The 14,273-nt window shown below is 61.7% G+C and carries 10 protein-coding genes; 5 read left to right on the top strand and 5 right to left on the bottom strand.

Annotation, left to right across the window (positions count from 1 at the left end):
• Window positions 1–32 precede the first annotated feature (32 nt).
• Genes AB7933_RS16560 through AB7933_RS16550 form a run of 3 tightly spaced genes read left to right on the top strand, consistent with a single transcriptional unit; the run spans window position 33 to window position 3,241 of the window.
• Window positions 33–914 carry a transporter gene (locus tag AB7933_RS16560; protein ID WP_024075346.1) on the top strand — a complete coding sequence of 294 codons (882 nt, stop codon included), beginning with the start codon at window positions 33–35 and terminating at the stop codon, window positions 912–914.
• Window positions 915–936: 22 nt separating this feature from the next.
• Window positions 937–2,100 carry an MFS transporter gene (locus AB7933_RS16555; RefSeq protein WP_093235796.1) on the top strand — a complete coding sequence of 388 codons (1,164 nt, stop codon included), beginning with the start codon at window positions 937–939 and terminating at the stop codon, window positions 2,098–2,100.
• Window positions 2,101–2,134: 34 nt separating this feature from the next.
• Window positions 2,135–3,241: a class II histone deacetylase gene (locus AB7933_RS16550; protein ID WP_024075344.1), complete on the top strand. Its 1,107-nt coding sequence runs from the start codon at window positions 2,135–2,137 to the stop codon at window positions 3,239–3,241.
• 127 nt (window positions 3,242–3,368) lie between these two features.
• Here the strand turns inward: AB7933_RS16550 and AB7933_RS16545 are convergent, their stop codons facing one another.
• Window positions 3,369–4,310 (bottom strand): p-hydroxyphenylacetate 3-hydroxylase reductase component, encoded by a 942-nt coding sequence (locus AB7933_RS16545; protein ID WP_024075343.1) that lies wholly within the window; start codon window positions 4,308–4,310, stop codon window positions 3,369–3,371.
• Window positions 4,311–4,375: 65 nt separating this feature from the next.
• Window positions 4,376–5,545, bottom strand: a complete 1,170-nt coding sequence (locus AB7933_RS16540; RefSeq protein WP_024075342.1) for a p-hydroxyphenylacetate 3-hydroxylase oxygenase component — start codon at window positions 5,543–5,545, stop codon at window positions 4,376–4,378.
• A gap of 272 nt (window positions 5,546–5,817) precedes the next feature.
• On the opposite strand from AB7933_RS16540, the gene AB7933_RS16535 reads away from it, so the two are divergent.
• Window positions 5,818–7,305: an aldehyde dehydrogenase family protein gene (locus AB7933_RS16535; RefSeq protein WP_024075341.1), complete on the top strand. Its 1,488-nt coding sequence runs from the start codon at window positions 5,818–5,820 to the stop codon at window positions 7,303–7,305.
• A 44-nt stretch (window positions 7,306–7,349) separates the two neighbouring features.
• Here the strand turns inward: AB7933_RS16535 and AB7933_RS16530 are convergent, their stop codons facing one another.
• From AB7933_RS16530 to feaR, 3 genes are all read right to left on the bottom strand, one after another.
• Window positions 7,350–8,204 carry a transporter gene (locus AB7933_RS16530; protein ID WP_024075340.1) on the bottom strand — a complete coding sequence of 285 codons (855 nt, stop codon included), beginning with the start codon at window positions 8,202–8,204 and terminating at the stop codon, window positions 7,350–7,352.
• Between the two features lie 87 nt (window positions 8,205–8,291).
• Window positions 8,292–10,406: a PQQ-dependent dehydrogenase, methanol/ethanol family gene (locus tag AB7933_RS16525; RefSeq protein ID WP_041160934.1), complete on the bottom strand. Its 2,115-nt coding sequence runs from the start codon at window positions 10,404–10,406 to the stop codon at window positions 8,292–8,294.
• A gap of 130 nt (window positions 10,407–10,536) precedes the next feature.
• A complete protein-coding gene (gene feaR / locus AB7933_RS16520) occupies window positions 10,537–11,478 on the bottom strand; it encodes a transcriptional regulator FeaR (RefSeq protein WP_024075338.1) in 942 nt (313 codons plus the stop codon).
• Between the two features lie 334 nt (window positions 11,479–11,812).
• On the opposite strand from feaR, the gene AB7933_RS16515 reads away from it, so the two are divergent.
• Window positions 11,813–14,245, top strand: coding sequence for a TonB-dependent receptor plug domain-containing protein (locus AB7933_RS16515; RefSeq protein WP_041161201.1), 2,433 nt, complete (start codon window positions 11,813–11,815; stop codon window positions 14,243–14,245).
• Window positions 14,246–14,273 lie beyond the last annotated feature (28 nt).

Genomic DNA, 14,273 nt, shown 5'->3' with positions numbered 1-14,273 from the left:
TTCGCCGCACAACAACTCAAAGAAGAGATGCAATGCCCATGACCAGGACCTTCACCCGCAACACCGCACTGGCCCTCATCAGTGGTCTGTCGAGCCTGCACGCTGGCGCTGCCGACCTCAACGCCCGGGATTTTTTTGGCGCGCCCTCAGGCACCACCCTGGGCGTACTGTATTTGCCGGCAAGCCGCGCCGGCGATTTCCACGGCCCGGCCGACAGCACCGGCAAGGCCGACCTGAAGGTCAACGCTGTGGCTTTTCGCCAGGTCTTTTTCACCGACATCTGCGGCACGCTCTGCACGCCACAGTTCATCGTGCCCTTCGCCGACATCAACGCCCGCCTGCCGGGTGCCAGCCAGCACACTGGAGAAAGCGGATTCGGTGATCCTCAGGTCGGCGGCACAGTGTTCTTCATCAACGACCCCGCCTCGCGCACCTACAGCGGACTGCTGAGCCTGATTACCCTGCCGGTGGGTGAGTACCACAGCAACCATCCAGATGTGTCGCCCGGCGCCAATCGCTGGGGCGCCACCTTCGTTTACAACTACACCCAGGGCATCGGTGAAAAATGGGTGCTGGAAGCCAACCTCGAAGCCCAGCTTTATGGCAAGAACGACGACTACTTCGGCAGCGACCTGAAACAGGACCCGCTGTATCGACTGCAAGCCTTTGCCTCCTACGACTTCACCCCAAGCACCTATGGCGCGTTGCGACTGATCCACGCCGACGGCGGCGAGCTGCGCATCAATGACCAGCGCATCGACGACACCCACAAGCGCTACACCCAGGTGGGTTTCGAAGTCGGTCATTGGCTCGATCAACAGAATCAATTGATGTTCAGCCTCTCGCAGAACGTCGCCACCGACAACGGCTATCACGGCACCGACGCGCTGCTGCGCCTGGTCCATGTGTTCTGAATTCATTCATCGGAGCTTGACCATGAACACCCAGACCAAACCGCTGCCCCATCAGCGTTCCCTCGCTTCATCGCAACTGGCATTGCTGGCCGCCATTGTGCTGTTTGCCGCCATCACCCCGACCATCCTCATGACCGCACCGGCAGTGGCGGCGCAACTGGCGACTCAATGGCAGTTGAGCGCCTCACAGATCGGCGATCTGTTCTCCACTGAACTGGGTGCCATGAGCCTGGCCACCCTGCCCGCTCTCTGGTGGCTCAAACGTGTCGACTGGCGCCGCGCCGCATTGGCGGCCGGGGTTGTGTTTATTGCAGCCAACCTGTTGTCGATACTGGCCCACGATTACCCGATGCTTCTGGCATTGCGCTTCTGCAGCGCCCTGGCCGGCGGTTCATTGATGATTATCTGCCTGTCCAGCGCGGCCTCGACGTCCAACCCCGGACGCGTCTATGGCTTATGGGTGATGGGGCAACTGGTGGTCGGGGCGCTGGGTTTGAGCATCCTGCCACGCCTGTTCGAACACTACGGGCTGTCGGCCTGTTACTTGATCCTCGCCGGACTGATGACCGTTTTTCTGCCACTGGCTCGTTATTTCCCCCAGGGCAGCCCGCCGCCTGCAAAAGTCGCCGAGCGAGTAGCCCTCGCCTCGAAGTGGAAGGCCGCACTGGGCATTCTTGGCATCCTGAGTTTTTACATCAGCCTGAGCGGCGTCTGGACCTTTATCGGTTCCATCAGCACACGCGCCGGCCTCTCTGCCGAGTCCAGCGGCGAGATCCTTGCCATCGCCACGATGACAGGCATTGTCGGCGCCGGTTGTGCCTCGCTGATCGGCAATCGTCTGCCACGCCTGCTGTTGCTGCTGCTCGGTTATGCGGTGATGGCAGGCTCGGTGCTGTTGTTGCTGGGCCAACCCGACATGCTGCGTTTTGCATTGGCCGCGCTGCTGTTCAAGTTCACCTGGACCTTCATCCTGCCGTTGATTCTGGCCTGCCTGGCCGACCTCGAACGCTCCGGAAAACTGATGAACGCCTCCAACCTGGTGATCGGTGGCGGCCTGGCCATCGGCCCGAGTGTGGCTGGGCGGCTGATCGAAGCCAGTGGCGACTTTCAATCGCTGCTGATCGGCGGGGCCTGCATCACCTTGCTGTCCCTGGTGTTGATTCTGAGCTGCCGCCCTAGCGCATGAGCAGCCCTTTTACCCTAAAAAAATGGAAACGACGATGAGCCGAAAAAGTGCATTTTTCTTCGACGAACTCAGCCTTTGGCACAGCGCTGGACTGCACGCCTTGACCTTGCCCGTAGGAGGTTGGGTGCAACCGCCTGCCGCTGCCGGCCACGCCGAATCGCCGGAAACCAAACGCCGGTTGAAGAGCCTGTTGGACGTTTCCGGCCTGACCCGACACCTGCAGGTACAAAGCGCCAATCCGGCAACGCATGAGGACCTGCTGCGGGTGCATACGCCTGGCTACCTGCAACGTTTCAAGGCCATGAGCGATGCCGGGGGCGGCGAATTGGGGCCGAACGCGCCCATCGGGCCCGGCAGTTATGAAATAGCCAGACTCTCCGCCGGCCTGGCCATGGCCGCGGTGGACGCGGTGCTGTCCGGCGAGGTCGACAATGCCTATTCCCTGTCACGCCCACCGGGCCACCACTGCCTCGCCGACAGCGCCATGGGCTTCTGCTTCCTGGCCAATATCGCCATCGCCATCGAGGCCGCCAAAGCGCAGCGTGGATTGGGCAAAGTCGCGGTGATCGACTGGGACGTGCACCACGGCAACGGTACGCAATCCATCTTCGAAGAGCGTGCCGACGTGCTGACCATTTCGCTGCATCAAGACGGCTGCTTTCCTGCGGGTTACAGCGGTGAAGCGGATCGCGGCCGTGGCGCGGGATTGGGAGCGAATATCAATATTCCGTTGCCCCCCGGCAGCGGTCATGAGGCTTACCTCTACGCGATGCAGCGCATCGTGATGCCGGCGCTGGAGCGTTTTGAGCCAGAGTTGATCATCGTCGCCTGCGGTTACGACGCCAACGCCGTCGACCCGCTGGCCCGGATGCTGTTGCACAGCGACTCGTTCCGGCAAATGACCCGCTGCGTGCGCAAAGCCGCCGAACGCCTGTGTCAAGGCCGTCTCGTGCTGGTGCATGAAGGCGGGTATTCCGAAGCGTATGTGCCGTTTTGCGGATTAGCCGCCATTGAGGAACTGGCGGGCGTCCGGACTGAAGTGGCCGATCCCATGCTGGAATTTGTGCAGTTGCAGCAACCGAAGGAAGCGCTTGCGGCGTTTCAGCGGCACTGGATCGATGCGCTGGCCGAAGCACGCTGAGCCTGGATGCTGACAACGTTGCGGGTCAGTTCGCGGGGCCGAACCTGACGCAAAAAAATCCGATGCCATCACAGGCATCGGATTTTTATTGGTTGCCGCTAAAGATCAAACGCGCTTGGGCTGGCAGTCAGCAGTGGCTGATCAGTCGCTTCAACACGGTCTTGAACGTTTCGATCTGCGCTTCGCTGAATTCGGCAAAGACTTTCTCTTGTTGCGCCTGCGCGATCGCCCAAAGGTCTTCGGTCTGCTCGATACCGGCCGCCGTCAGACGTACGCCGTTGTCATCGTCGTTTACCAGCCCCTTGCGCTTGAGATTGGCGACGGCCTCATCGATTTCCCGAACAGGCATCGCCACCTCACGCAACAGATCATTGGGGCTCAGCCTGGCGTCGTTTTCCAGCACCATCAGCATGCGCGCCTCGCTGGTACGCAGGCCGGTGGACAGTTGCCGAGGCTGGTAGCTGGACTGGTAGGCGCGCACCGCCTGGGTCATCAAGTAATACAGGTTATGGCTGAGACGCCCCTGGAAATGGCTGCTCGGCGCCTGGTTTTCATCGCGCTGAGTCATTCGGGTATGGGGCAAGACCATGGAGTAAGCCCCCTGGTGATACAGCAACGGCGAGCGACCGAAATCGTCGAAAGCCACCACCTTGCCAATCATGATCCAATGGTCACCACCGTCGACCTGCTGGTACTTCTCACAATGAAAACGAGCCGCGCAGTCGGCAAACACTGGCGAGCCGCCCTCCCCCGATTCGTACTCGATCTCGGCGAAGCGATTCTCCTTGGGTCGGGCGAAGTTATTGGAGAGGTCGATCTGGTCCGCCGCCAGCACGTTGACGGCAAAATGACTGGCCTCCTCGAACACCTCATGGCTGTTGGAACGTTTGTCGATACTCCACAGCACCAACGGAGGGTCAAGGGACACCGAGTTGAAACTGTTGGCCGTCACACCGACCTTGCGCCCGCTGGCGTCGGCCGCCGTCACCACGGTGACGCCAGTGGCAAAGTTGCCCAGGGCGCGGCGAAAGGCGCGAGGGTCGAAAGACGCAGAACATTTATCAGACATGCAAGACTCCCGGACTGCTTGCACAAGCAGCCCTGATTATTGTTATGGCGCGTAGGGCGAATGACTCAGATCATGCTGGGATCGGGCTCGAGGCCCATCAACTCACGACCCAGGATCTGCGCGCAGACGTCGTAGTCGGTGTAGGCATGGGCACCGGTCATGTGCGAGTCACGGAACAGGCGCTGCATCTCGTTGTGCTCGAACCAGGCATTGCCGCCAGCGGCCTCGAACAGACGGTCCACGGCCCGGATGCACATTTTGGTCGCATAGGCCTGGTTGGTGCGCCAGAACGCCAGGGTTTCACGGCTCGGATAGCGCTGCTGCTCACTGTGTTCGGCGTGTTCCTGCCAGGTCTTTTCGAGAAAGGCCCGGGCCGCGGCGACTTGGTGCGTCGACTCGGCCAGGCGCATCAGTGCGGGTGTAGCCGCACCCACCGCGGCCCCGGTGTAGGCACGCACGCGCGTTTTGGTTTTTTCGCGGAAGACCTCCAGCATGCGCTCGGCAACCCCCAGGCTGACGGTGGAGAAACCGCTGGCAAAGTAAGGACGGTACGGCGAGTAGAAAATCTTGCTGTCCGGGTACAAGCCGAAGCCTGCCGACTTGCCTTCCATCATGTCCTTGGCTTTCTGGATGCGGTGCTCCGGCACCCAGGCGTTGTCGATGATCAGGGTCTTGGTGCCACTGCCTTTCATGCCGGCGGCAAACCAGTCATCGCGAATCTGATAGTCGCTGCGCGGCAGCACGGCAAAGCAATAGTCCTGGGTGCCTTCGGCATTCTTGCGCCGGAAACCGACAATCGCCCACTCGGCATGGTCACAGCCACTGCTCCAGCCCATCTCGCCGCTGAACAACACGCCCCCGTCGACCTCTTCGGTGCGCCCGAACGGCGCGATGCTGCTGCTCGCGGTTGCATTGGGGTCCTCGCCCCAGACTTCCTGCTGCAACTGCGCGGAAAACATTGCCAGTTGATGACTGTGGGTGCACAGCAGGCTCATCGCCCAGGCCGTGCTGGCGCAGGCTCCGGCGAGCAAGGCGATGCAATCGGCAAATTGCGGCAGGGAGATCTCCATGCCACCGAAGGCACGGGGCTGAAAAGCACGGTGCAGGCCGATCCCTTTGAGCAGCGCGATGTTTTCGTCGGGGACCCTGCGGTCTTGCTCCGCCTTGAACGCATTGGCGGCAATGGTCGGCAGAATGGACTTGAGGTCTTCGAGGAGCGGGTTTGGCTTTTTCATGGAGGGCCCTGCTTATTATTGGATGTCCGGCGGCCTTCCATTATCGAGGGGCGGCGCCGGCTGCAGGCTCAGTATGCGGTGAGCGGCATGTCCGGAAAATGCACCTTCCAGATGCAAAATTGTACTTTTCATGGGCGCTGGCCGCGCCCCGCCAACGCGACTGGCGCGCCGATGGCAGGCACAGGCATGGCGCCAGGCAGCCACAGTCAAGCCGACGTGGCAGCGGTTGATTAACCTCCCCGTTTGCCCTTGTTCGCCACCAGGAAAACCCCATGACCGACATCACCCTCCTGCCCCAAGTCGAAGCCTTCCTGCGTCGTCGCCATACGCTGTTTATCGATGGCGGCTACGTGCAGAGCCATTCCAGCCAGACCCTGGAAGTCATCAACCCCGCCACCGACCAGGTGATCGCCCACGTCGCCGATGCGGACGCTGCCGACGTCGACGCGGCGGTGGAGTCCGCTCGTCGTGGCTTCCAGCAATGGTCCCAAGTGGCCCCGGCCGTGCGCGGCAACGTGCTGCTCAAGCTTGCCGACCTGCTGGAACGCAACCGCGAGGAACTGGCCCAGATCGAGACGTGCCAGTCCGGCAAGATCATCCAGGTCTCCCGCGCCTTCGAAGTGGACCAGGCCGCGCACTTCCTGCGTTACTACGCCGGCTGGGCCACCAAAATCAGCGGCCAGACCCTCACCCCGTCCCTGCCCTCCTTTGCCGGCGAACGCTATACCGCGTTCACTCTGCGCGAACCGGTTGGCGTGGTGGTGGGCATCGTGCCGTGGAATTTTTCGACCATGATCGCCATCTGGAAACTCGCCTCGGCGTTGGTCACCGGCTGCAGCATTATCATCAAGCCCAGTGAATTCACCCCGCTGACCATCCTGCGCATCGCCGAACTGGCAGTCGACGCGGGCTTGCCTGCCGGGGCCCTGAACGTGTTGACCGGAAGCGGTCGGGTCGGCCAGGCACTGGTTGAACACCCAGGGACCGATAAGGTGTCATTCACCGGCTCGGTGCCGACCGGCATCGCCGTAGGCCGCAGTGCGGCCAGCGCAGGATTGACCCGCGCGACCCTGGAACTGGGCGGGAAAAACTCGGCGGGGTTCCTGCGCGATGTGGACCTCGACACGGCAGTCAACGGCATCATCGAGGCGGGTTTCCTGCACTCCGGGCAGATCTGCGCCGCGGCTGAACGCTTTTTCGCCCATCGCTCGCAGATCGAGCCGCTCATGGCTCGGCTGTCCGAGCGTCTGGGCAAACTGCACATCGGTTCGCCGCTGGATGAACGCACTGAATTCGGCCCGGTCACCAACCGCCAGCACCAACGCAAGCTCGAAGGTTTTTTTGCCAAGGCCCGTGCCGAAAACAATACGATCATTCACGGCGGCAAGCCCATGGATCGTCCCGGCTGCTATGTCGAGCCGACCGTGATCCTCGCCAACAGCCTCAACGACAGCTTGCTCAACGAGGAAACCTTCGGCCCGATTGCCACGTTCTTGCCCTACGACACCGAAGAAGAGTTGCTGGCGCTGATGAACCACACGCCCTATGGCTTGAGTGCCAGCCTCTGGACCAATGACCTGAGCAAGGCGCTGCGCATGGTACCGGCCATCCATGCCGGGACGGTGTGGGTGAACATGCACACCCTGCTGGACCCGGCCGTACCCTTTGGCGGCGTCAAGTCATCGGGGATCGGGCGCGAATTCGGCTCAGCATTTATCGACGATTACACCGAACTCAAATCGGTGATGATTCGCTATTGATCCGGCACCGGCATGGACCGTGTCCATGCCGGGCAACCCTTGGCTCAGTAGAAGTACGCCAGGCGAAATTGCAGCGAATTATCAATCTTCACGCCCTCGCGCACCGACGTGTCATGCATCAACTGCCCCATCACTTGCACCTGCTTGCCCAGCATGGTCGCCACGGTGAAGCCCAGCGTGCCGTTGCTGCGGCTGGTGGCCAGGGTTTCATGGTCAAGGGTTTCGCGCGCGCCCCAGTTATGCCGGTAGGAGACCGCAGCGTAGGTGTCCGGGGTGAAGTTGTAGCGCAGGTGGTTGTGCAATTGCAGCAAGGGATCCTTTTTCGCATCGGTGGAACGCTGCTCGTCGTAGAACTCGGTTTCGGCGATCACATCCCAGGTGATTTTATCGGTAAGCCCCTTGATGTAACCGACCTGGAAGTCCAGGGCCCAGCGGTTGCTGCTCAAGGCAAAGCCCTGGTTCTTCTCGCTGCCGGTCGGCGCGGTGACGAATACCGACCAGCCCAGGTGTTCGTTCTTGGCCAGGTCGGCGATGGTCCACACCGTGCCACCGAAAGTGATATCCCCCAGCCCCGAATGCTTGCTGTCGGTGGCGCCGGTCTTCTGGTAGCCGAAGGGGATGACGATCTGCGGGTCCCAGGTCAGCCCGGTATTGAAGAACTCGGTGAAGTGAATCAGCCGCAGCACCCCGACGGTGAGGTCAAGGTCGAGGTTGTCGGCGACTTTCCTGCCGCCGGAGTACACCTTATCCCCGCGCGGATTCTGCTGGTACAACACCACCACGTCCGTGCCTTGGGGCAGCGCCGTGTAGTCGCCCGGATCGGGTTTGACATCGGCCTGGGCCAAAGGGGCCAGGCTGGCGAGAAGTGTGCTCAGTGTCAGGGTATTGAGTGCTTTCATGGCGGGTCTCTTTATTGTTATTGGGGGCATGGCTTCGCCATGACGACTCCGTGGGGAGTCGCCAGGCACAGGTGAAACAACGGGGAATCAGTGGGCGTCGACGTGCCCGGCAGCCTTGAGGTCGGCTTGCAGATCCTGGGTGCGCTTGACCAGGTATTGACGGATCAACTCCATGTCTTCGCGCTGGAGAATGTCGGAGAAGTTCGGCATCCCGCGGGTGATCAGCGCGCCGCTGACAAACGCCGGGAACGCCGCATGCTTGTTGTCGTCCAGGTAGCGCAGGTCCGGCACCACACCGCCACTGATCGCGTTGAGGCCATGGCAACCTGCACACAACCCGTTGAACAGGCCGCGCGCCTGCGCCAGTTGCTCAGGGGTTGCCGTGAGGGCCTGGTGGGTGGTCGGCAATACCGGGGCAACCTTGGGGGGCGGCAGTTCGCCGTGGGCGCCCAGCTTGAAGGCTATCACCCGTGATTCGGCGCGCACCTTGCCCTTATTGGTCAACGGCCCGGTGAGCAAGGGGATGATCCCGCCCCATCCCACCGAGAACGCCACGTATTGCTCCCCCTTGACGGTATAGGTGACAGGCCCGGCCATCACCCCGGAGTTGGCGCGATGCTCCCACAATGGCTTGCCGGTGTCGGCGCGGTAGGCGACCACGCGGCCATCGGCCGTGCCCTGGAACACCAGGTTGCCCGCCGTGGCCAGTGTGCCGCCGTTGCCGGCGCTGATATAAGGCTGCTTCCAGGCGGCCTGCTGCTTGACCGGGTCCCAGGCGATCAGCTCACCGCTCCAGGCGTCACGGATTTTATTCAAGGCTTTCGGGTCTTCAGGCAGGTCCGGCACATCCAGCCCGAAGTTCACCACTGACTTGTTCGACAAGAACATCGGTGCCTTCGCGGCCTTGAGTTCGGCCAAGGTGTACTGGGCCGGGATGTAGACGTAGCCGGTCTTAGGGCTGAACGACATGGGGTGCCAGTTGTGCCCACCGAGAAAGCTGGGCTGCACCACTTTCGGCGCTTTGGAATAGTCGGCCGCACCGGTCAGGATCGGACGTCCGGTTTTCATGTCGATACCGCTGGCCCAGTTGACCGGGACGAAATTCTTCGCCGACAGCAGTTGGCCGTTAGTGCGATCCAGAACGTAGAAAAAGCCGTTTTTCGGCGCCTGCATGATCACCTTGCGCAGGGTGCCGTCGATCTTGATGTCGGCGAGGATCATGTGCTGGGTCGCGGTAAAATCCCACTGGTCTTGCGGGGTGATCTGGTAGTGCCACACGTATTCGCCGGTGTCTGGCCGCAGCGCCAGGATCGACGAGACGTAGAGGTTGTCGCCCTTGCCATTGGTACGGAACTGGTAGTTCCAGGGTGAACCGTTGCCCGTGCCCACATAAAGAAGATCAAGCTCGGGGTCGTAGGCCATGGAGTCCCAGACGGTACCGCCGCCGCCCCATTTGACCCAGCCATCGCCGTCCCAGGTCTTCATCGCCTTGGCCATGGCCGGGTTTTCCGGCGGCAGTTTCGGATCACCCGGCACCGTGTAGAAACGCCATACCTGTTGCCCGGTCTCGGCGTCGTAAGCCGTGACGTAGCCACGTACGCCAAACTCGGCGCCGCCATTGCCGATCAGCACCTTGCCCTTGACGATGCGCGGCGCGCCTGTGATCGAGTAGCTCTTGGTACGATCGATGATGGTGTCGACGCTCCACACCGGCTGACCATTCGCCGCATCCAGGGCAATCAAGCGTCCATCAAAACTGCCCACATAGACCTTGCCCTGCCACACCGCCACGCCCCGATTGACCGGGCCGCAGCAGCCCTGGCTAAGATTTTCGGGCGGGACTTTAGGGTCATATTTCCAGAGCAATTCGCCGGTGGCGGCATTGATCGCATAGACAATGCTGAAAGCCCCGGTGGTGTACATCACCCCATCGACCACCAGCGGCGTGGCTTCGGTGCCGCTGTCGATATCCAGTTTCGTCGTCCAGGCCATGCCCAACTGCCCGACGTTGTCGGCATTGACGCTATCGAGCGGGCTGTAGCGTTGCTCGTCGTAGGTGCGGCCGTGGCTCATCCAGTTGCCTGGCTCCTGGTCGGCGGCGATGATGCGCCGACCGTCGACCTGCGCCGGACCCGCCCACACACCCGGGCACAACGCAGCCATCAGTAAAGGGCTGCCGATCAGCAAGCTCCGTGTTCTCATTTTTATTTTTCTCCAGCAATAATCGGCTCGGTATCAACCCCAGCCCAGGCAATCTTATTAGAGTGCCTGCCACGCCCGAGGACTTGACTGAGTCTGCCAAACCGCTTGGCATTCCCTGCCAGGCCGGCATTTATAGGGCGTGTTGGCGATAGTCCCGAGGGGCATGCTGGAAATGGCGCTTGAAGACGCGACTGAAATGCGCCGCGTCGACAAACCCCCATTTAAACGCGATCTGGGTGATTGATTCATGGCGCAGGTCTTGCGCGCACAGGTCTTGCGCCACCCGTTCCAAGCGGCGTTGCTGGATGTAGCGGGAGATACTCTCGTGGCGTTGCTCAAACAGCCGGTAAAGCTGGCGCACCGAGACGTTCAAGTGTCGGGCCAGGTATTCAGGGCCCAGTTCCGTCTCTTGCAGTGAGGTTTCCACCAGTCGCGTGGCCAGTCCGTAAATATCATCCTGGCCCACGCAGGCAAAACCGGGCTGGCGTTCGTCACGCTCGCGCAGGCCGGCGGCGGCCAAGCCGATCAATGCTTGCGCCAGTGCCGGGCCATCGCTGCGGCCACCCTCGTCCTTGCGCAACTCCACATCCCCCAGCGAGCGCGCCAACGTGCGAATCATGTGAGTGGCGACGCTATTGCGCGCAAGCTTGCCGAACAACTGTTCGGGGCGAAGCTGGTGGCTGACTTCGTCACGTGACAGATGGATCGAGATGTTGTGCACCAGGCCCTGGGGTTCGATCTCAAATGCCTGCGCCGAGTCGACCAGGGCAATGTCGTCTGGCCCCAACTCGATCACCCGGTTTTGCTGGCGAATGCGCTGATGGCCCGCACCCTGGAGAATCAGAAAGCAGTAGCGATCATCGTCCCCGTCCCCCGAGGTGCGCTGGCGGCTGATCAACCCTGCGTTGGTACGGATATGCGCCACCCCCAGGCCGCAGACATCCTGGCCATGGACACTGCCGATAAACAGGCTGTGCTGGTTTGACAGCGTCGTGTTGAAGTTACCGCAGACTGCACGCAAGTCGCGGTTCCAGTTGGCGAATGCATCGCAAGCGTGAAGCAAGGCAGGCATACCCCCCTCCCACTGATTCTTTTTAGTTATTCCGTTAACATATTATCTATCTGCGGCATATGCAAGCCGAGGGGGCCCGCGATGCTGGGGCCTATGGAGCGTGCACCGAGGACTTTGCGCAGCGTTGAGCCGCTCACGGGCAACATAATAAAAATAGATGATCTTATAAATTATTAAGATAACAATATCTAATAATTAGCTTATTCCAAAAAAGACTTTCACTCCCGTTTCTTATAGTAATACCTTCACATCACAGACCGACCCCATGCCTGGCGGAGGACGTACCCCCACGACCACCAGGAGCCTTCAGCAGGCTTACATGGACCTTTCCAACATGCCAGACATCACCGCCCCGCTCCCCCTCAACAAGTTCCACCTGTCACTCTTGACCAGCTCCTTGCTGCTGGCCAGCGCGCCCTCCTTCGCCGAGACCACGAGGGATGACGCCCAACTGGGCACGGTCACGGTCATTTCCACCGGCATGCGCGGCCAACAGCGCACCGTGGCCGACAGCCCGGCACCGATTGACGTGATCAACAGCGAACAACTGCTCAAGACCGGCCGCGCCGAACTGTCCGAGGCCATTGCCAAGCTGCTGCCCTCGTTCAACTTCGGCACCAACATTGCCGGCTACAACTCAGTGACCCGCCCCCTCAGCAACCGCAGCCTGGGCCCGGCCTACACCCTGGTGCTGGTCAACGGCAAGCGCCGGCACAACGGCGCGACCGGCCAGCGCGGTTCGATCGATAACAGCGGCGCGAACGCGGTGGACATCGACCTGATCCCGGTCAGCGCCGTCGACCATATCGAGGTACTCAAAGACAGCGCTGCCGCCCAGTACGGCTCGGATGCGGTGGCGGGCGTGATCAACGTGATCCTCAAGAAAGACAACAGCGGCGGCCACCTGGAGACCAGTTACGGCCAGTTGTTTTCCGGCCAGGGCGAAACCATCAAGGTGGCGGGCGACGAGGGGTTCAAGCTCGGCGAACGCGGCTTTTTCCACTTCTCCGCCGATGCCCGCAAACGCGGGACCGCCGCCTGGAACGACAAGGCCGACAGCACGGTCAGGGCGTTCAGCGACCCCGCCAAGGAAGCCGCCTGGAACCGGGTGGCGATCAAGAACGGCGACCCTGACCTCAAGGCATTCAACCTGGCCTACAACGCCGAATTGCCCCTGGAAGACCTGACGCTGTACTCCTTCTCCACCTATGGCGAGCGTGACGCCGAGGCCGCCAACTACTTTCGCCTGCCCACCGGCAGGGCCGCGGTGCCCGAGGTATTTCCGGACGGTTACTACCCGCTGAACAACATCAAGGACCGCGACTACCAACTGCTGTTTGGCGGCAAGGGGCAAGTGGCCGAGTGGAACTGGGACCTGAGCACCACTTATGGGCGCAACAACGTCCACCACTCCAGCGACCTGAATATCAACCCGTCGCTGGGCACCGCCTCACCGACGCGGTTCGACAACCTGGCGACCTTTCGCTTTGAGCAGTGGGTCAACAACCTGGACATCACTCGCCGCTACGACAGCCTGTTCAACCTGACCTCGCCTGTGCAGGTGTCCGCCGGCCTGGAACACCGCTGGGAACATTTCAGCACCTTCGCCGGAGATCCCGAGGCCTATATCACCGGCACTTACCCGGCGGCGTCGGGGGCGCAGGCGGCCGTCACGATTCGCCCGGAGGATGAAGTCAGCCTGATCCGCAATAACTACGCCGGTTACCTCGACCTGGGCTTTGACCTGACCGAGCGCTGGTTCCTGGACGTGGCCGGCCGTGTCGAACATTACGACGATGACTCTGGCAATACCTTCGGGCTGAAGGTGAACTCACGCTACGAGCTGACCGACACAGTGGCGGTACGCGGTACGGTCGGCACCGGCTTTCGTGCGCCGTCCCTGACGCAGATCGGCTACACGGTGGCAGACAACCGAGTGGCCACCGATGTGAACGGTAACGTGGTGCCCGCCGTGACCCGCTTGACCCCTTCCGGCAGCAACCTGGCCAAGGCGTTGGGTGGCGACGACCTCAAGCCGGAGAAATCGCGAAACCTGGGGCTGGGCCTGACCTGGCAGCCAGCGCCACGTACCAGCATCACCGCCGATGCCTACCTGATCGACATTGATGACCGCATCGCCCTGACCAGCAATATCTACGACCAGGGCAATGGCGCCATCAATGCCATCCTCGCCGCCCAGGGTGTGCCCACCGGTACCTGGGTCAACTACTACACCAACGCCTTCGACACCCGCACCCGCGGCCTGGACATCGTTGCCGACCACACCACGCCGCTGGACGCCTGGGGCGATGTGCGCTGGAGCCTGGGCTTCAACTGGAACAAGACCACCATTGAAGACAGTCGCGGCACACCCGCCGCCCTCGCCAATTCCGGCGTGACCCTGGTGGGCCGCGACCGCGAGGGCGACCTCACCGAAGCGTCGCCCAAGACCAAATGGATCCTCGGCGCCAACTGGAAGGTCGCGGACCTGGCGGTCAACCTGCAAACCAGCCGCTATGGCGCGGTCAAGACCCTGGCGGTGAACCCCACGGGCGACCGCAGCTTCGGCGCCAAATGGATCACCGACCTGGACGTCAGCTACACCTTCGTCGACCACCTGACCGTCAGCGTCGGCTGCACCAATATCTTCGACGTGCGCCCTGACCGGCACGCCGTCTACAGCAACCTGGGCCTGGCGCCCTATGGCAACCCGCCGTTCTATCCGGGCGGCGGCTACTGGTACACCAAGCTGGCCTACGACTTCTGACCCACCCCTTGCATACACCGCAATCGCC

This window comes from Pseudomonas gorinensis, assembly GCF_042015035.1.
GTDB lineage: Bacteria > Pseudomonadota > Gammaproteobacteria > Pseudomonadales > Pseudomonadaceae > Aquipseudomonas > Aquipseudomonas gorinensis.
Note: the sequence above shows the minus strand (reverse complement) of the source record. Positions and strands in the feature narration are given on the sequence as shown.

Bases quoted from the DNA above. Each gene is read 5' to 3' on its own strand.
- AB7933_RS16515 (WP_041161201.1), top strand. From the start codon at position 11,813: ATGCCAGACATCACCGCCCCGCTCCCCCTCAACAAGTTCCACCTGTCA.
- AB7933_RS16550 (WP_024075344.1), top strand. From the start codon at position 2,135: ATGAGCCGAAAAAGTGCATTTTTCTTCGACGAACTCAGCCTTTGGCAC.
- AB7933_RS16560 (WP_024075346.1), top strand. From the start codon at position 33: ATGCCCATGACCAGGACCTTCACCCGCAACACCGCACTGGCCCTCATC.
- feaR (WP_024075338.1), bottom strand. From the start codon at position 11,478: ATGCCTGCCTTGCTTCACGCTTGCGATGCATTCGCCAACTGGAACCGC.
- AB7933_RS16525 (WP_041160934.1), bottom strand. From the start codon at position 10,406: ATGAGAACACGGAGCTTGCTGATCGGCAGCCCTTTACTGATGGCTGCG.
- AB7933_RS16540 (WP_024075342.1), bottom strand. From the start codon at position 5,545: ATGAAAAAGCCAAACCCGCTCCTCGAAGACCTCAAGTCCATTCTGCCG.
- AB7933_RS16545 (WP_024075343.1), bottom strand. From the start codon at position 4,310: ATGTCTGATAAATGTTCTGCGTCTTTCGACCCTCGCGCCTTTCGCCGC.
- AB7933_RS16535 (WP_024075341.1), top strand. From the start codon at position 5,818: ATGACCGACATCACCCTCCTGCCCCAAGTCGAAGCCTTCCTGCGTCGT.
- AB7933_RS16555 (WP_093235796.1), top strand. From the start codon at position 937: ATGAACACCCAGACCAAACCGCTGCCCCATCAGCGTTCCCTCGCTTCA.
- AB7933_RS16530 (WP_024075340.1), bottom strand. From the start codon at position 8,204: ATGAAAGCACTCAATACCCTGACACTGAGCACACTTCTCGCCAGCCTG.